This is a genomic window from Virgibacillus alimentarius, from assembly GCF_000709085.1.
In the GTDB taxonomy this organism is placed as follows: domain Bacteria; phylum Bacillota; class Bacilli; order Bacillales; family Amphibacillaceae; genus Virgibacillus_B; species Virgibacillus_B alimentarius.
Genome location: NZ_JFBD01000014.1, coordinates 1 through 17,601, shown reverse-complemented (window position 1 = coordinate 17,601; position 17,601 = coordinate 1). Strand labels below are relative to the sequence as shown.

Genomic DNA, 17,601 nt, shown 5'->3' with positions numbered 1-17,601 from the left:
ACCCTATCATCTTTTCAAAGAAAGCATTCAGATTGAAATAAGAATGCTTTCTTTTTAACTTATTTTTTAAGTAATTTTTCTAGTAAATTCATTAAAATTGTATTATAATTACTACTTGTGTAATGATAGAAGTAATTATTTAAACTCTATATTGCATATGATTAACTAATAATAGTTCTGTGCAGATATTCTGAAAAGTTAAACATTCCAAAATGAGAAGGATTCTTTACAATGCACATAGAATACTATATTTAAGACAAAAAAATCGACAAATTTTTGAGCTAAATTACAGATATGCGTTGTATTACAAAGAATCCCCTTTTGTTTTTCTGAAAAATTGTCGAATCTTGAAGGATATTATTTGTTAATCACGAATAAGTAATAAGCAGGCATGGTGATGTGTATGCTCAATCGTATTCCTGAGGAAACAATTGAAAGTATTCGCAAAGCTAACGACATCGTTGATTTTATAGGAGAGTACGTCCAACTTAAAAAACAAGGAAAAAACTTTGTAGGTTTATGCCCATTTCATAGTGAAAAAACCCCATCCTTCACTGTTACACAAGAAAAGCAAATTTTTCATTGCTTTGGATGTGGCAAAGGAGGAAATATAGTCACATTTTTAATGGAAATGGAAAGTTATTCATTTTATGAAGCTTTAGAGCTACTTTCTAATAGAAGTGGGATTCACTTACCAGATACAGGCATAAAAAAAGAATCATCACTTTCTCAAGAAAACCAAAGCATATTATCAGCATATAAGTGGTTAACGAAACTGTATAATCATTTATTAAGATATACAAAGGACGGTAAAGAAGGTTATCAATATTTTAAAGACAGAGGTATTAGTGATGAAAGCATTGAGGCCTTTCAACTTGGTTTTTCCCCGCGTGTGAAAGACTTCACGGCTGAATTTCTTGAAAAAAAGGGGTTTCACCAGCAGTTGCTTATAAAAGCAGGATTACTTTCCCTTCAAGATGATCAGGTAACTGACCGATTTATGGGTAAAATTATTTTTCCCATACGTAATCATCTGGGAAAAACAATTGCATTCGGCGGACGCAACATCTCGAATCAAGATGGACCTAAGTATTTAAACAGCTCTGAAAGTGATCTTTTTCAAAAAGGCAAGCTTTTTTATAATTTCGATTTAGCAAAAAGGCATATTCGCAGAGAAGGTGAAGCTGTTTTATTTGAAGGTTACATGGATGTAATTTCCGCTTACCAAGCTGGAGTGAAAAACGTCATTGCAACTCTAGGAACCTCTTTAACACAATATCAGGCTAAACTGTTAAAAAGATATGTTGATACAGTGATCCTTTGTTATGATGCTGATAATGCCGGAATGGAAGCAACTTATAAAGCATCTATCCTATTACGTGAAGCTGGCTGTACTGTGAAGGTGGCAAAACTTCAGGAAAATCAGGATCCAGACAGTTTCATCCAAGCTCATGGTGCTGAAGCTTTTAAAAACGAGGTAATCCAAGCAAGTGATACATTTATAAACTTTTACATGCGTTATTTAAAAAAGGAATATAATATGAGCCTGGAAGGAGATCGTATCCATTATATAGAAGAAGTTCTTAAACAAATTGCGATGATTAGCAGTTCGGTTGAACGGGAATATTATTTGAAAGAACTAAGTAATGAATACGATCTGTCATTGAATTCACTAAAAGATGACATTCAAAAAAACCGGCAAAAAGGAATTCAAAGGGATAAGAGAGAAAAGAACAGATATACTACTAACAGTAAGCAAAATTTTTATCAATCGAAAAAACTGCTTCCTGCTTTTCAAAATGCAGAAAGACAACTTTTGGCATATATGTTGCAAGATCTGTCTATTACTAATAAAGTACAGAAAGAATTAGGTGCTAGCTTTAACATTGAAGCACATAAGATTATTGTGACACATTTATACGCTTTTTACGAAGAAGGTAATCCAGCAGATGTTAGTTTATTTATAGAAAGACTAACAGATCAAAATTTAAAACAATTCGTATCGGAAATAGCTATGCTGCCTGTAAATAAAAATATCGATGATCAAGAAATCGACGACTACCTTAGAACGATTCGAACTCAAACAAACGATGTTCCAAGCATAAAAACATTAAAACAACAGCAAAAACAGGCAGAACAACATAACAACCCGATCAAAGCGGCGCAGATAGCCATGGAAATCATCAAGATACAAAAACAACTAAAAAATACGAATTGAATCTTTATATAGTTTGAAAGGAGGGGCACTCATGGCTGAAAACAAAACTTCACAAACAATGGAAAATGAACCAGAGCAAACACTTGAACAAGCAAAAGAACAATTGCTTGAGATGGGGAAAAAACGTGGTGTTTTAGCTTATGAGGAAGTAGCAGATCGCTTGTCCAACTTTGTTATAGAATCAGACCAAATGGACGAGTTTTATGAGTACCTTGGAGAACAAGGAGTCGAAATTATAGGTGATTCCGAAGACGATCCTAAAATGAAAGAAATTGCTAAGGAAGAAGAAGCGAATATAGAAGAGGATCTTAGTGTTCCGCTTGGCATAAAAATAAATGATCCGGTCCGAATGTATTTAAAGGAAATCGGTCGAGTAGATCTGCTATCTGCAGCAGAGGAAATTGATCTGGCTGTTCGAATAGAACAAGGGGATGAAGAAGCAAAAAGAAGACTGGCGGAAGCGAATTTACGTCTGGTTGTAAGTATTGCAAAACGGTATGTCGGAAGAGGTATGTTATTTCTCGATCTAATCCAGGAAGGAAATATGGGTTTGATCAAAGCAGTAGAGAAGTTTGATTATCAGAAGGGCTTTAAATTTAGTACGTATGCAACATGGTGGATTCGACAGGCTATTACACGAGCTATTGCGGACCAAGCAAGAACCATTCGAATTCCTGTACACATGGTAGAAACAATTAACAAACTGATCCGGGTACAGCGTCAACTGCTACAAGACTTTGGACGTGAACCAACGCCAGAAGAAATTGGTAAAGAGATGGATTTATCACCAGATAAAGTTCGTGATATACTAAAAATTGCACAAGAACCTGTTTCACTAGAAACTCCGATAGGTGAAGAAGATGATTCCCACTTAGGCGACTTTATTGAAGATCAAGAAGCAGTTTCTCCTTCCGATCACGCAGCATATGAACTTTTAAAAGAACAATTAGAAGATGTGTTAGACACACTTACGGATCGTGAAGAAAATGTATTACGTTTACGTTTCGGACTTGATGACGGGCGAACTAGGACCTTGGAAGAAGTAGGAAAAGTGTTCGGAGTAACCCGAGAAAGAATTCGTCAAATTGAAGCGAAGGCGCTACGGAAATTAAGACATCCAAGCCGCAGTAAACGCCTAAAAGATTTCTTAGAATAGAATACTTCTTTTCTATTTAACCATCCTGGAGAAAAACCAGTAACCTTTCTAAGCAATAATTCTGTTTAAAGGGCATAAAGGTTTTTCTTCATACCTTTTGGTATCGTTTTCTTTTTCTTGTTATTTATTTTACGCAATTTCTGTTGATATTGCAAATAACGATTTAAATTTATTCTGCCTACCTAACGCTTTTTTACATTTTTAACATATTTATTTTAATTCATAGCTTAACCCTTTAAACTAATTTCATTTTCGAGTAAAATATATATAGTCTTTGTACATTGTTTAACTACCATAAAAGGGATTAGTAAAACCTTATAGATGGTCAGTTGAATAAAACAGGTTGCTTTCCTTTGTTAAACATCTTACATATATCATCAAAAAAAATTTAACAGATGTTAGCAACGTGATATAATACGTACAGGATAGGGATTACATAAGGAGGAAATACAATGAAGAAAAATGCAGTTGTCCCTTATGCAATTATAGCTGTTCTTGGGATACTAACCGTAATCATCATTTCTTTTGTTGGTGTAAACCAACGAGACGACATCCAGCAAGCTGAAGAAGGTGGAGAAAAGGCAACAGAAGAGACACAAGAAGGTGAAACGTCAGATGATCCTGAAGCAATTTTTGAATCCAATTGTGCTTCTTGCCATGGGGCTGACTTATCTGGTGGAGCAGGACCAGACTTAACAAAAGTTGGTGGAAACCTTTCAGAAGAAGAAATTCATGATATTATTATTAACGGAAAAGGCTCGATGCCTCCTGGTATGGCTACTGAAGAAGAAGCCGGTGTATTAGCAGGATGGCTTGCAGAAAAAAAATAAATTAAAATTTTCTTCATGAGGACAAGCTTTCTGATATATAAACAGAAAGCTTTTCTTTAATTATAAAACTTTAAGGAGAATCGAATGAAACACACAATAAAACTTTCCAGACGCCTAACAAATGTAGCCTCATTTTTATCTCCTGGTTCGCTTTTTGCTGATATTGGTTCTGACCATGCGTATCTTCCCTGTTATATATGCTTACAGGATAATGAGGCAAGAGCTATAGCTGGTGAAATTAATGAAGGTCCTTATCTCAGTGCTTGTAAAACAGTTGAATCATATCAATTAACAAATGTAGTAGACGTCCGTCTCGGTGATGGTTTAGAAGTGTTAAATAAAAATGAGGTTACCGAAATCGTAATAGCAGGAATGGGTGGTTCGTTAATAAAAAGTATTTTAGATGATGGCCGGGATAAACTTTTGAATGTAAAGCGAATAATTGTTCAACCTAATGTAGAAGAACAAAATGTGCGAAGTTGGCTTTTATCGAATGGCTTTAAATTAACAAATGAAATTATTTTAGAAGAAAACAACCATATTTATGAAATAATTGTCGGAGATAAAGCAGATGAGATAAATTCTAGTAAGTCAACGCTGGAAGAAAAACAGCTATTTTTCGGCCCCTTATTAATGTCAAATCCAAATCCAGTTTTTTATAAAAAATGGCGTTCAGAGCATTCTAAACGAGCAGCAACGCTTGAGCAGATAAAAAAAGCAAATACTTTACATAAAGAAAAAATCAGACAATTTGAAATGGAATTAGATTGGATAGAGGAGGTTTTGCAGAATGAAAAAAAGTATTATTAATTCAGAAATTTTTAAGGTAATGGAAGAATGGGCACCAAAAGATTTTGCATATGATTGGGACAATGTCGGCTTACAAATGGGTTCCTTTAATAAATCTGTTAAAAAAATTATGATTACCTTGGATGTATTGGAATCAGTGGCAGATGAGGCTATAGAAAAAGAGGTAGATTTAATTATAGCTCATCATCCATTATTATTTAAACCTGTAAAGCGGTTGAACACAGATCAATCAAAAGGTCGAACCATTCAGAAACTATTACAGCATCATATATCTGTTTATGCCTCTCATACAAATTTAGATATAGCAACAGGAGGCGTTAATGATATATTATGTGATTACTTAGGAATTCAAAACAGAAAAATACTTATCAAAACGCATTCTGAAAAACTTTTTAAAGTTATCGTTTATGTACCTAATACCCATATAGAAAATGTACGTGAAGCTTTAAGTAATGCAGGTGCAGGTCATATTGGGGATTACAGCCACTGCACATTTCAATCAGAAGGTCAGGGTACATTTAAACCGCTCGAAGGAACAAATCCTCATATTGGGATACAGAATAAACTGGAATATGTTAATGAACATAAAATAGAAACAATTGTACAAGAGAGGAAGCTTAATGATGTTTTGGATGCAGCTATTCAAGCACATCCATATGAAGAAGTTGCATATGATGTATACCCCGTAAACAACGAGGGCCAGGCATATGGCATTGGGCGAATTGGTTCATTAAACAAGGAAATGACCCTGCAGTCGCTGGCTGAAAAAGTAAAAAAGGATTTTAACATACCACATGTTCGTGTAACAGGCGATTTAACAAAAAAAATAAATAAAGCGGCTATATTAGGAGGAAGCGGTGAAAAGTATATTTATCAAGCGAAGCAAATGGGAGCTGATGTTTATATAACTGGTGATATGACTTTCCACAATGCCCAAGATGCGTGGGAAATGGGTTTATCCGTAATTGATGCGGGGCATTATATTGAGAAGGTCATGAAACAAGCAACAAAACAATATTTAGATCAAAAGCTTCCAAATGAAAATTTAGAAATAATTGTATCAGAAACAAAGACAGAACCGTTTCAATTTATTTAAATCTATAGCTTGATGATCGTAATCATCAAAAGGAGTTACAATGATGAAAAATACTGATTTTAAGCAATTTGCTTTTCATTCTTTACTTAATAATGTTATAAGGCAATTAAATTTTCAAAAACCTACTGAAATACAACAAAAAATTATGCCTTCCATTCTAAAAGGGGAAAGCGTAATTGGACAATCTCAGACAGGATCTGGAAAAACACATGCCTATTTACTTCCTCTATTTCAAAAAATGAAAACAGAGAGACAAGAAGTTCAATTTGTTATTACTGCCCCAACACGTGAACTTGCTACGCAGATTTATGAGGAAGTTAAGAAAATTACGCACTATGCCAATAAAGACGGCAAATGGATATCTAAACTTTTGGTTGGTGGGACGGACCGAGAAAAGATGGCTGAAAAGCTAAAACAACCGCCACATATTATAGTTGGAACTCCTGGAAGGATACTTGACTTAATTAAAAACGGAGCAGTATCAATTTATACTGCTCAATCCTTTGTTGTTGATGAGGCAGATTTAATGTTAGATTTGGGATTTCTCAGTGACGTAGATCGGTTGTTAACTCGATCAAAAGAAGATATACAACTGCTTGTCTTCTCAGCAACAATTCCGCAAAGACTAGAGCATTTTTTCAAAAAGTATCTAAAAAATCCTATACATGTTAAAATAAAGGATCAGTTATCTCCTGAGACAATGAAGCATTATGTGATTGCATTAAAACATCGAAATGAAGCAGATGTTATTAAGGAGTTTTCGAAAGTAGTAAACCCTTATTTAGCTATAATTTTTACTAACGGTAAAGATAAAGCAAATCAATTGGAGGCTGACCTACAAGAAAGAGGATTAAATGTAGGACTTATACACGGTGGTTTATCTCCCAGAAATAGGAAACGTACGTTAAAAGACATTCAAAACCTGCGTTATCAATATATTGTCTCAACTGATTTGGCTTCAAGGGGAATTGATATAAAAGGGGTCAGTCATGTTATTAATGCCCAGCTTCCCAAAGAAGAAGACTTTTATATCCATCGTGTTGGAAGAACTGCAAGAGCAGGAATGGAAGGAACTGCTATAAACCTTTACAATGATTCAGATTTAAATTTAATTAAAAAGTTAGAACAAAAGGGTTTACCATTTATATATACTGATATCAAAAATGGACAGTGGGTAGAAGCAAAAGCTTGGAATGAACGGAACCTGCGAACAAAAACAACTACAAACATAGAGAAAGAAGCATGGAGAAGAGTACAAAAGGCAAAAAAAGTAAAACCCGGTTACAAAAAGAAAATGAAAAAACAGCATGATGCAATCAAAAAACAATTACAAAAAAAATCGAACCCCAAAAAAAAGAGATAAAAAAGAAAACACAAATAAGATAGGAGAGGGCAAAGAATGGTTTTTTTAGGTTCTCATGTATCAATGAGCGGGAAAAAAATGTTATTAGGATCGAGTGAAGAAGCGGCCTCTTACGGCGCAAATACATTTATGATATATACGGGAGCACCTCAAAATACCCGCAGAAAACCAATTGAAGAACTGAATATTGAAAAAGGAAAAGCTCATATGGATGAGAAAGGCATGAATAATATTGTTGTTCATGCACCATATATTATAAATATTGCAAACACCGTTAAAAGTGAAACGTTTGATTTAGGTGTCACATTTTTACGCAAAGAAATCGAACGGACGGAGGCACTTGGTGCTAAACAAATAGTTCTTCACCCAGGAGCACATGTTGGAGCGGGAGTTGAAAAAGGTATAGCAAAAATTGTAGAAGGGCTCAATGAGGTATTAGATGATCAGAGCAATGTACAAATCGCACTTGAAACGATGGCTGGAAAGGGAACAGAAATTGGTAGACGTTTTGAAGAAATCGCATCCATTATAGATGGCGTTAACCATAATGAAAAACTTTCTGTATGCTTAGATACCTGCCATATTCATGATGCCGGATATGATGTTATTAACGATTTTGATGGGGTGTTGAATCAATTTGATAAAATTATTGGAATTGATCGTCTCAAGGTAATTCATGTTAATGACAGTAAAAATGAACAAGGTGCACAAAAAGACCGACATGAAAACATTGGTTTTGGTTACATTGGCTTTGAAGCTCTGCACTATATTGTACATCATCCACAACTAAAAGAACTTCCGAAAATATTAGAGACACCATATGTAGGGGAAGACAAAAAGAATAAAAAACCTCCTTACAAGTTTGAAATCGAAATGATAAAAAAAGGAGAGTTCAAACCTGATTTAAAAAATGAAATTATTAGCCAGTAAAAATGAAGGAATGACGCTCCCAAGGGCCTCATTCCTTTTTTGATATTTTAAATTAATAAAAAAGATGACCTAAACCTTGAGAATGTACCAGCTCATTAAATATTTTTTGTGCTTTCTTTGCAGTTTCAGCATTTGTTATTTGCGTTAAGGCTTGAAGCATTTTAATACGTTCATTCTCATCAAAGGGGTTTATAGGATGAGTTTTCACATAAGTCGTAATATCCTTTGCTTCCTTTTCAGTAACGGAAAATCCATATTGCTTAGCATAATATAATAATTCATCAGCCGTAAGGTTCTCTAACTTTTTTATGATTAAACTTTTTAAAAAATTAGACATATATTTATCATTCTCCTTAATTTATTCTCTTTACTATATGCAACAATGCTTAAAAATTAACCAATTGAAAGTAAAAATAACCAACCGAAGTAATCTTGGTAAAATGTAACATAAATGATAATTAGAAAGTAATCATAAACTATACATGCACCTCAAACAGCAAAAGGAGGTATTAGCATTATGGATGAACATGATCATACAAAGGAAATGGAAAAGTCAAACGATGATCTGGTATCTTCTAATTTAACTGAACCGCCTGCTGTCACCCCTGAAAGCAGAAGAAATGATGAAGAAGTAGCAGAAGAAATTAGTGCTGATGATTTTGATAAGCAGCTTCGTGTAGATGAAGAAGATAACGATACAGAAGTAAACAGTGTTTATGGATGGATTGGTATCGCTTTATCAGTCATATCCTTTTTTATGATGCCAATCATTTTAGGCGGCGCTGGGATTATTTTAGGTTTTATTTCCAGAAGTCGTGGTGCAGATGCATTAGGAAATACAGCTATAGCTGCGGGTGCAATATCAATTTTAATTACGCTTTTTGTTATTCCATTCGTGTAGAGAAAGAGGCTGATTATTATCGGCCTCTTTCCATTTATATGTTATTATGGTACAAGGGAAAATAATAATATTTAAAAATTTCTAGTTTATATGGATCCGCATCAGGGTTTATTTTTTTAAAATCAATGATAATTTGCTCAATGTCAATATTTGGTGTTTGGTGATGATTGTTATTTATTTGCTCAACTATTGATAATACTGTATCTCCGGGATATACTTTAATTTTTGCAGTACGAATATTAGCTTTTTCTGTAATTTCTGTATCAATTTTTGTATTTAGCGTATTTTTTATGATTCCTGTTGTTAAATCTTTATAGATACTCATAATAAATAAGAAAAGAAATAAAATGATACATATCCTTTTAAACTCCATATTTAAACTCCTTAATTAAAAAATCACCAAAAAATTATTTTAAAAAGGTGGTAAAATCGTGGAATTTTTTCTTTCATCAGATTGGTTGGCATTACTTTTTACAGGACTTGGTACACTATTTTTAATAGGAGAAATTCTTGTTAATATGCGTGGAGGATTTGCAATATTAGGGATAGGGTTTATCACTGTTTATTTTTCAGTATTTCTTCAAACTCAATCCTTTGTTCTTATGCTTATTATTTATTTTATCGGTTTATTACTAATTATCATTGATGGAAAAGTATTAAATGACGGAACACTTGCAGCAATTGGATTAGTTGTAATGTTAACCTCTGTTGCATTAGCTTCTCCTACATTTACTGCTGGGATATATGCCATTTGTGGTGTTTTAATAGGAGCGGGAACTTCCTTCATTTTCTTGAAAATCTTTAAGAAACGGGAGATGTGGAATAAAATTATGTTGAAAGACAGATTAACGAAGGAGGCTGGCTATAATTCTTTAAACGCTGATTATAATCAGCTACTCGGAGAAAAGGGAATTACACTAAATGACCTACGACCTGTAGGAACAATTCGGATTAATGATAAGGATTACAGTGCCATTTCAAATGGACAATGGATCCCCAAAAATAATGAAATACAAGTAATAGAAGTTGATGGTACAAAAATTTTGGTGAAGCAATTATAAAATAAAAAAACGCAATGAATGATCACTTTCGTTCATTGCGTTTTTTTACAGCCAACATATCAAACATATTAAACAAGTCAAGTTAAAAAACTAATTTAAGTATCATTTGTGATTTGTAAATTTAATGTAAAGTATTTGCGAAGATACTTTACAAAATAAAGTTATTTATTAATAATGGAATGGTATACGACATAATCTGACAGAAAGTGAAGGGAAGGTTTAACCATTGGAAATCGATGTACAAGCTATGCTGTTTGAATTTATTGGCGGTTTAGGTATTTTTCTATTAGGCATTAAATACATGGGAGATGGATTGCAGCAATCTGCGGGAGATCGGTTAAGAGATATTCTTGACAAATTTACAAGTAATCCTTTTTTGGGTGTATTAGCCGGAATTATTGTTACTGTTCTTATACAAAGTAGTTCAGGTACTACTGTGTTAACTGTAGGCCTAGTTAATGCTGGTTTTATGACTTTAAGACAAGCGATAGGCGTTATTATGGGGGCAAATATTGGTACCACCATACTGCGTTTATTATAGGCCTGGATATCGGGGAATACGCTTTACCAATAATTGCTGTAGGATGTTTTTTACTATTTTTCTTTAAAAATCAAAAAGTGAATGCCATTGGACAAACTATTTTTGGGTTTGGTGCATTATTTTTTGGGTTGGATTTAATGAGTGCTGGTATGGAACCGCTGCGCAGTTTAGAAGCATTCCATGAACTCACGGTCAGTATGAGTGATAATTCAATACTAGGTGTTGTTATTGGTACTGTTTTCACATTAATTGTACAAAGTTCTAGTGCAACAATTGGTATACTCCAAGGGTTGTTTGCTGAAGGAGCAATAGAACTAAAAGCAGCTATACCCGTTTTGATGGGAGATAACTTAGGAACCACTATAACAGCCATTTTAGCATCACTTGGTGCGACAGTTGCAGCAAAAAGAGCTGCATTTACACATGTTATTTTTAATTTAATGGGTGCAGCTATCTTTTTAATTTTTCTAAGTTTATTTACAACGTTCGTGAGCTATTTACAAGGCCAATTAAATTTAAATCCGGAAATGACAATTGCATTTGCACATGGAAGTTTTAATATGGCCAATACAGTTATTCAATTTCCTTTTATTGGTATACTTGCATGGATAGTTACAAAAATTATACCGGGTGAAGATACAATAATTGAGTATAAGCCAAAGCATTTGGATCCTATATTTATTCAACAATCATCGACCCTAGCGTTAGATCAAGCAAAATCCGAAATTGTTCGCATGGGCGAATACGCATACAAAGGCCTCGAGGAGACGAATTTATATTTAACAACGCAACAGCAAAAATATTCGGAGATGGCTGTTCAAGTTGAGGGAGCTTTAAATAACCTCGATCGGGAAATAACGGATTATTTGATAAGCATTTCCAGTGGAACAATGACAGAATTAGAAAGTGCAAAACACACTTCACTTATGGACACCGTTCGCGATATTGAACGAATTGGGGATCATTTCGAAAATATCGTTGAACTGATTGATTATAAAATTTCAAACAAAGTTAATATTACAGAACAGGCACAAGAAGACCTGAATGATATGTTTGACTTAACGATTTTAACCGTAAAGCAGGCCGTTAAAGCTCTTGAGACAATGGATAGAGAAGAAGCGCTTGCTGTTGCACAAAAAGAAGATCAAATAGATAAAATGGAGAGAAATTATCGTAAAAAACATATTATTCGCATGAATGAAGGAAAATGTAACGGTTCAGCAGGCATTGTTTTTGTCGATATATTAAGTAATTTAGAAAGAATTGGTGACCATGCAGTAAATATAGCAGAAGAGGTACTGGATTAAATCGCATCATTTATGTATTTAAGAAAATAATTGAATTTTAGTATTGAAAACTATATAAGAAAGTGCTATAGTATGTATTGTTGTTTCTAAAGACAACAATACATACTAATTATTTAAAAAATATTTTAAAAAATATTTCAAGAAAATAATTGACAGATCGTGTCGAACATGATAAATTATATTTCGTGCCTAACCAATATCAAAAAATATAAAGACATTATCTCATAGAGAAAATGAAAATTTGATTAACTAATTACTTGTTAAACTTTACCGATCTAGTTATAAGTAACCTTGAAGAACCAATTAACTGTAAATAAACATGTAGATGCCAGGGAAAAAGAACGATTGTTAATAGATACTAAAATCATTCCACAGTAGCTCAGCGGTAGAGCTATCGGCTGTTAACCGATCGGTCGTAGGTTCGAATCCTACCTGTGGAGCCTTATTTGGCGGTGTAGCTCAGCTGGCGAGAGCGTACGGTTCATACCCGTAAGGTCGTGGGTTCGATCCCCTCCGCCGCTACCAATCTACTTCATTTGGCGGTCGTGGCGAAGCGGTCAACGCACCGGATTGTGGCTCCGGCATTCGTGGGTTCGATTCCCACCGGTCGCCCCATTATATTAGTAAAATATTTTATTAAGGACCCTTAGCTCAGTTGGTTAGAGCTATCGGCTCATAACCGATCGGTCGCAGGTTCGAATCCTGCAGGGTCCACCATTATACGGAGGAATACCCAAGTCTGGCTGAAGGGGTCGGTCTTGAAAACCGAAAGGGGTGTCAAAGCCCGCGGGGGTTCGAATCCCTCTTCCTCCTCCATACATAAACTTGCTAAGATAAATAGAAATAATGGCTTGGTAGCTCAGTCGGTAGAGCAAAGGACTGAAAATCCTTGTGTCGGCGGTTCGATTCCGTCCCGAGCCACCACTAAATGACGTAACAAGCAAAAATGCTTGTTTTTTTTGAGGGTAATTTTTCTGAAATTTCATTGTTTATTTTATTGCTAGAAAAAGTATGTGAAAGCATAGATCATCTTTCATCCAACTTACATTAATCAAGGACTTCAAGAGAATGCAAAATATTTGCATGAGTTGAAACGCTTTGGTACTCTTGATAAGTAAAGGTGAATAATATATCCTTTTACTTTAGAATAATTTTGAAGGAGGAAATTTAATCATGGCTAAATTTGAATTACCTGAACTACCTTATGCATACGATGCTTTAGAACCAACAATCGACAAGGAAACAATGAACATTCACCATACAAAGCATCATAATACTTATGTTACAAACCTAAATGGTGCTTTAGAAGGTAATGAAACCCTTCAATCTAAATCGTTAGAAGACCTTATAAGCAATTTAGAGAATGTACCTGAAAACATCCGTACTGCAGTACGAAATAACGGTGGTGGACATGCTAACCACAGTCTTTTCTGGAAAGTTCTATCACCAAACGGTGGAGGAAATCCATCAGGAGAACTTGCTGATAAAATTAATGGTAAATTCGGAAGCATTGATAAATTTAAAGAAGAATTCGAAACAGCTGCAAAAAAACGTTTTGGTTCTGGATGGGCATGGTTAGTAGTTAATAATGGTGAACTAGAAGTAATGAGTACTCCTAATCAAGATAGTCCTTTAATGGAAGGGAAAACGCCTATATTGGGGTTAGATGTTTGGGAGCATGCATACTACCTAAACTATCAAAACAGACGTCCTGAATATGTTTCTGCATTCTGGAATGTAGTAAATTGGGATGAGGTAGCCAAGAATTATAACAATGCTAAATAAGAATGAGTTTAAAAATACGAGGAAATATCCTCGTATTTTTTTATGCAAAAACAGCTATATTGGCTTTATATAAATTTTTTTGTGAGGGCTTTTTGTATATCTCATGCCGATTTGCTCACACTATTTAAAGAGAAAAAGGAGCCTTGAGATATGCAAAAAAAACTTAGTTTTTTATCAGAAAAAATGGATATTGATCGTGATTTAATTTTTTTGTTAATTATTGGAGGGCTCTATTCGTTAGGGCTTTTTCTTTCTAACACTTTTGTAAATGTTTATTTATGGAAACAAGCGGGTGACTATATTACTATCGCTGTTTATAACCTAGCTATATACCTGTTTCAACCTATTACTTTCATTTTGGCAGGAAAGACTGCAAAAAAAATTGATCGTATTATTGTATTAAGACTAGGGGTTATTTTCTTATCTGTATTTTTTATGAGTGTATTAATCATTGGAGAAAAGGCAGCTACTTATAATTTCATACTCGGGAGCCTGCTCGGTATCGGTTATGGATTTTACTGGCTTGCTTTTGATGTTTTAACATTTGAAATTACCGAACCAGATACACGTGATTTTTTTAATGGATTCCTAGGTGTCTTGCAATCTTTTGGAGGAATGGTTGGCCCGTTAATTGCTGGGTTTATCATTGCGAAAATGTCAGATAATACAGGGTATACGACAATATTTACGATTTCTTTTATTTTGTTTATCTGTGCTGTAGCCTGTAGCTTCTTTTTAAAACGGCGTCAAGCAGAAGGAAGCTTTCAATTTAAAAAAATTTTAAGAGAAAGGCACCATAATAAAAATTGGAACCGAATTTTATATGCCCATATTTTCCAAGGTTTAAGGGAAGGGATTTTCCTATTTGTTATCACAATCTGGGTATTTTTAGTGACCAAAAGTGAATTTGCCTTGGGTATGTTTAATTTACTTTTATCTGGTTTATCATTAGTATTTTATTTTATTGCAACGAAATTCATTAAACCCGCCCGAAGGAAGTTAGCTATATTAATTGGAGCTGCCATGCTGTACTTTTCACTTTATATCATTTTATTTCAAATTAGTTATACCAAATTGCTTATATATGCGATTATAATTGGTATTGCCTATCCAATTATCAGTGTACCGTATGTATCATTAACTTATGATGTAATCGGTAAGGCGCGGGATGCAAAAGATTTACGTGTTGAATATATCGTTGTCAGAGAATTTTTTGTGAATATCGGGAGAGTAATATCCATTAGTATTTTTCTTCTGACTGTTATCAATTTCTCTTCTGAACTGGCAATTCCTATATTGTTAATGATTTTTGGTTCAGGTCATCTTTTTATTTATTTATTTGTAAAAAATATATATTTGACTAGCTCCCCAGAAAAAGAAATCATGATAAAAGATCGAATAACTGATGAAAAAAATCGTTAAATGAGTTAGAATTTCATAAATTAAATGCTATAATAGGAAAGGATTTATATAGCTTTAGACAAAATGAGGGGAATAAATAGTGAAAAATAAAAAAAGAAAAAAAAGACCACAACTTCCTTTCCGTTTAAATATCATCTTTTTTATCGTGTTTCTACTATTTTGTGGCTTAATTCTTCAATTGGGAGTTGTTCAAATACTACATGGCGAAGGGTTTCAGGAAGAAATTGACCGTACAATTAAAGATACAACCAAAATTCCTGTGCCTCGTGGATTAATTGTTGATCGAAATCAAAATGTAATCGTAGACAATAAACCTTTATATTCAATAACTTATACACCAGCAAAAGGTACACAGGCTGAAGATAAATTAAAAGTAGCGGAAAAATTAGCGGAATATATATCGATGGACAGTAAAGAGCGAATCGATGGCTTAACTGAACGCAACAAAAAAGAGTATTGGTATTTAAAAAATAAAAAAGAAGCAGATAAACGCCTTTCTGAAGAAGAAGCAAATGAAATGAGTAATGCAGAACAATACGATACGATTTTAGACCGGATAACAGAGAAAGAAATTAGTGATTTTACAAAACAAGAACTTGAGGTAATGGTCATTAAAAAAGAGTTGGATAAAGCATATTCCCTAACTCCACAAATAATTAAAAACGAAGATGTTACTCCGAAAGAATATGCACGTGTTGCAGAACATTTAGACCAACTTCCTGGAGTTAATGCTACAACCGACTGGAATCGTTCCTATCCTTTTAAGGATAGCTTTAAATCACTTCTAGGATCGATTACATCGCAAGAAGAGGGACTCCCTGCGGAAAAAATCGATTATTTCCTAACACGCGGTTATAGTAGAAATGATCGTGTTGGTAAAAGTGGTTTGGAAGAACAATATGAGGAAGTTTTACGTGGCAGAAAAGAGCAAGTGCAATATACAACAACGAAATCTGGACAAGTAATTGATTCCGAGGTTATTGTAGAAGGACAGCGCGGGAAAGATTTAGTTTTAACTATCGACATGGAACTGCAAAAACGCGTAGATAAAATTGTAAAAAAAGAGCTGAAAACAGCAATTCAAAAACACCCGCATGCAAACCGATTTTTGAACGATGCATTCGCTGTTGTCATTAATCCTCAAACTGGCGAATTATTAGCAGTGTCCGGCCAGCATTATGACCGTGAGGAAGGCAAGTTTGAAAATGCAGCCTATAAAGCATTATATGAGGCACATCGACCCGGATCGTCTATTAAAGGGGCAACAATAGCAGCGGGATATCAATCAGATGTTATTTCACCTGGTCAAACATTTTACGATGCCCCAATCAAGATAGCAGGTACACCAGAAAAAAGTTCTGTCTCTAACTTAGGATCCATTAATGATATAAATGCTTTAAAACGGTCTTCAAACGTATACATGTTTTATATCGCTATGCGCATGGGTGGGGAATATGATTATCAACGTGGAAAATCAATTCAATTTAATCCTGAATCCGTTCAAGAGATAAGGAATTATTTTCACCAATTTGGCTTAGGGGTTTCAACAGGAGTCGACTTTCCTTATGAAGCGACTGGGTATGTAGGACAAACACCACCTAATTTACTCGACTTTTCAATTGGCCAATATGATACGTACACAACAATGCAATTAGCACAATATATTTCAACAATTGCGTCAGATGGCTACAGAGTACGTCCTCATTTCGTAAAAGAAATTCGAGACCCTGATTCTGAAGGTGAGGGGACTGGCCCTATTCAAAAAAGTATTAATACGAAGGTACTAAATAAAATTGGGATTAAGGATGAAAATCTTAATCGAATTCAGGAAGGATTTCGTAAAGCCTTCCAGGAAACTGGAGGCACAGCTTCATCCTATTTTTCAGGAAAAGATTACGATCCGGCTGGTAAAACGGGTACTGCACAGCACGAAGTGTACGAGGATGGGAAAAAACTAGCTGAGACGGAAAATCTGACATTAGTCGGATATGCACCATTTGACGAACCTGAAGTAGCTTTTGCTGTCGTTGTACCTAATACGGGGAATGTAAGTGGACAACATCCAATTAACAATTTAATTGGAGAGAAGATTTTAGATGAATATTTTGACCTTAAAGAGGAACGAGATAAGAAAAGTAAAAAAGAGAATAATTAAAAAGGAAAAGAGGCCGGGACATAACT

14 protein-coding genes, 6 tRNA genes and 1 pseudogene are annotated in these 17,601 nt (G+C 34.4%); 19 read left to right on the top strand and 2 right to left on the bottom strand.

Features of this window, described 5'->3' with window-relative positions:
- Positions 1 to 403: 403 nt before the first annotated feature.
- The 7 genes from dnaG to GZ63_RS0103085 all read left to right on the top strand — a co-directional run bounded on the left by dnaG (position 404) and on the right by GZ63_RS0103085 (position 8,403).
- Complete coding sequence (gene dnaG / locus GZ63_RS0103115) at positions 404 to 2,218, top strand: DNA primase (protein WP_029266759.1); 1,815 nt, start codon at positions 404 to 406, stop codon at positions 2,216 to 2,218.
- 31 nt (positions 2,219 to 2,249) lie between these two features.
- Complete coding sequence (rpoD, locus tag GZ63_RS0103110; RefSeq protein WP_029266756.1) at positions 2,250 to 3,374, top strand: RNA polymerase sigma factor RpoD; 1,125 nt, start codon at positions 2,250 to 2,252, stop codon at positions 3,372 to 3,374.
- Positions 3,375 to 3,826: 452 nt separating this feature from the next.
- Complete coding sequence (cccA, locus tag GZ63_RS0103105) at positions 3,827 to 4,204, top strand: cytochrome c550 (protein ID WP_029266754.1); 378 nt, start codon at positions 3,827 to 3,829, stop codon at positions 4,202 to 4,204.
- An 84-nt stretch (positions 4,205 to 4,288) separates the two neighbouring features.
- Positions 4,289 to 5,014, top strand: coding sequence for a tRNA (adenine(22)-N(1))-methyltransferase (locus GZ63_RS0103100; protein ID WP_029266752.1), 726 nt, complete (start codon positions 4,289 to 4,291; stop codon positions 5,012 to 5,014).
- A complete protein-coding gene (locus GZ63_RS0103095) occupies positions 4,995 to 6,110 on the top strand; it encodes a Nif3-like dinuclear metal center hexameric protein (RefSeq protein WP_029266750.1) in 1,116 nt (371 codons plus the stop codon). The genes GZ63_RS0103100 and GZ63_RS0103095 overlap by 20 nt, the downstream gene beginning before the upstream one ends.
- A gap of 43 nt (positions 6,111 to 6,153) precedes the next feature.
- Positions 6,154 to 7,473 (top strand): DEAD/DEAH box helicase, encoded by a 1,320-nt coding sequence (locus GZ63_RS0103090; protein ID WP_029266748.1) that lies wholly within the window; start codon positions 6,154 to 6,156, stop codon positions 7,471 to 7,473.
- Positions 7,474 to 7,509: 36 nt separating this feature from the next.
- Positions 7,510 to 8,403, top strand: coding sequence for a deoxyribonuclease IV (locus GZ63_RS0103085; RefSeq protein ID WP_029266746.1), 894 nt, complete (start codon positions 7,510 to 7,512; stop codon positions 8,401 to 8,403).
- A 52-nt stretch (positions 8,404 to 8,455) separates the two neighbouring features.
- On the opposite strand, the gene GZ63_RS0103080 is transcribed toward GZ63_RS0103085, so the two are convergent.
- The gene (locus GZ63_RS0103080; RefSeq protein WP_029266744.1) at positions 8,456 to 8,740 is read right to left on the bottom strand and encodes a DUF2624 domain-containing protein; all 285 of its coding nucleotides are present in this window, start codon (positions 8,738 to 8,740) and stop codon (positions 8,456 to 8,458) included.
- 180 nt (positions 8,741 to 8,920) lie between these two features.
- Between GZ63_RS0103080 and GZ63_RS0103075 the strand changes: the two genes are divergently transcribed.
- The gene (locus tag GZ63_RS0103075; protein WP_029266742.1) at positions 8,921 to 9,304 is read left to right on the top strand and encodes an MATE family efflux transporter; all 384 of its coding nucleotides are present in this window, start codon (positions 8,921 to 8,923) and stop codon (positions 9,302 to 9,304) included.
- Positions 9,305 to 9,338: 34 nt separating this feature from the next.
- Here GZ63_RS0103075 and GZ63_RS0103070 read toward each other — a convergent pair whose 3' ends face one another.
- Positions 9,339 to 9,677, bottom strand: coding sequence for a hypothetical protein (locus tag GZ63_RS0103070; protein ID WP_051681369.1), 339 nt, complete (start codon positions 9,675 to 9,677; stop codon positions 9,339 to 9,341).
- Between the two features lie 58 nt (positions 9,678 to 9,735).
- On the opposite strand from GZ63_RS0103070, the gene GZ63_RS0103065 reads away from it, so the two are divergent.
- The 11 genes and pseudogenes from GZ63_RS0103065 (at position 9,736) to GZ63_RS0103015 (ending at position 17,575) form a co-directional block, all read left to right on the top strand.
- Positions 9,736 to 10,365, top strand: a complete 630-nt coding sequence (locus GZ63_RS0103065; RefSeq protein WP_029266738.1) for an NfeD family protein — start codon at positions 9,736 to 9,738, stop codon at positions 10,363 to 10,365.
- Positions 10,366 to 10,591: 226 nt separating this feature from the next.
- Positions 10,592 to 12,213, top strand: a pseudogene (locus GZ63_RS16320) (Na/Pi cotransporter family protein).
- 368 nt (positions 12,214 to 12,581) lie between these two features.
- Positions 12,582 to 12,653, top strand: a tRNA-Asn gene (locus GZ63_RS0103055).
- An 8-nt stretch (positions 12,654 to 12,661) separates the two neighbouring features.
- Positions 12,662 to 12,738 (top strand) — tRNA-Met (locus GZ63_RS0103050).
- A gap of 14 nt (positions 12,739 to 12,752) precedes the next feature.
- A tRNA-His gene (locus GZ63_RS0103045) sits at positions 12,753 to 12,828 on the top strand.
- A 25-nt stretch (positions 12,829 to 12,853) separates the two neighbouring features.
- Positions 12,854 to 12,930: transfer RNA gene (locus GZ63_RS0103040), tRNA-Ile, on the top strand.
- A 6-nt stretch (positions 12,931 to 12,936) separates the two neighbouring features.
- A tRNA-Ser gene (locus GZ63_RS0103035) sits at positions 12,937 to 13,029 on the top strand.
- 32 nt (positions 13,030 to 13,061) lie between these two features.
- Positions 13,062 to 13,137 (top strand) — tRNA-Phe (locus GZ63_RS0103030).
- Positions 13,138 to 13,386: 249 nt separating this feature from the next.
- Positions 13,387 to 13,998 (top strand): superoxide dismutase, encoded by a 612-nt coding sequence (locus GZ63_RS0103025; RefSeq protein ID WP_029266736.1) that lies wholly within the window; start codon positions 13,387 to 13,389, stop codon positions 13,996 to 13,998.
- 150 nt (positions 13,999 to 14,148) lie between these two features.
- Positions 14,149 to 15,420: an MFS transporter gene (locus tag GZ63_RS0103020; protein ID WP_029266734.1), complete on the top strand. Its 1,272-nt coding sequence runs from the start codon at positions 14,149 to 14,151 to the stop codon at positions 15,418 to 15,420.
- A gap of 79 nt (positions 15,421 to 15,499) precedes the next feature.
- The gene (locus tag GZ63_RS0103015; protein ID WP_318842350.1) at positions 15,500 to 17,575 is read left to right on the top strand and encodes a peptidoglycan D,D-transpeptidase FtsI family protein; all 2,076 of its coding nucleotides are present in this window, start codon (positions 15,500 to 15,502) and stop codon (positions 17,573 to 17,575) included.
- Positions 17,576 to 17,601: the final 26 nt, after the last annotated feature.

Bases quoted from the DNA above. Each gene is read 5' to 3' on its own strand.
- dnaG (WP_029266759.1), top strand. From the start codon at position 404: ATGCTCAATCGTATTCCTGAGGAAACAATTGAAAGTATTCGCAAAGCT.
- rpoD (WP_029266756.1), top strand. From the start codon at position 2,250: ATGGCTGAAAACAAAACTTCACAAACAATGGAAAATGAACCAGAGCAA.
- cccA (WP_029266754.1), top strand. From the start codon at position 3,827: ATGAAGAAAAATGCAGTTGTCCCTTATGCAATTATAGCTGTTCTTGGG.
- GZ63_RS0103100 (WP_029266752.1), top strand. From the start codon at position 4,289: ATGAAACACACAATAAAACTTTCCAGACGCCTAACAAATGTAGCCTCA.
- GZ63_RS0103095 (WP_029266750.1), top strand. From the start codon at position 4,995: ATGAAAAAAAGTATTATTAATTCAGAAATTTTTAAGGTAATGGAAGAA.
- GZ63_RS0103090 (WP_029266748.1), top strand. From the start codon at position 6,154: ATGAAAAATACTGATTTTAAGCAATTTGCTTTTCATTCTTTACTTAAT.
- GZ63_RS0103085 (WP_029266746.1), top strand. From the start codon at position 7,510: ATGGTTTTTTTAGGTTCTCATGTATCAATGAGCGGGAAAAAAATGTTA.
- GZ63_RS0103080 (WP_029266744.1), bottom strand. From the start codon at position 8,740: ATGTCTAATTTTTTAAAAAGTTTAATCATAAAAAAGTTAGAGAACCTT.
- GZ63_RS0103075 (WP_029266742.1), top strand. From the start codon at position 8,921: ATGGATGAACATGATCATACAAAGGAAATGGAAAAGTCAAACGATGAT.
- GZ63_RS0103070 (WP_051681369.1), bottom strand. From the start codon at position 9,677: ATGGAGTTTAAAAGGATATGTATCATTTTATTTCTTTTCTTATTTATT.
- GZ63_RS0103025 (WP_029266736.1), top strand. From the start codon at position 13,387: ATGGCTAAATTTGAATTACCTGAACTACCTTATGCATACGATGCTTTA.
- GZ63_RS0103020 (WP_029266734.1), top strand. From the start codon at position 14,149: ATGCAAAAAAAACTTAGTTTTTTATCAGAAAAAATGGATATTGATCGT.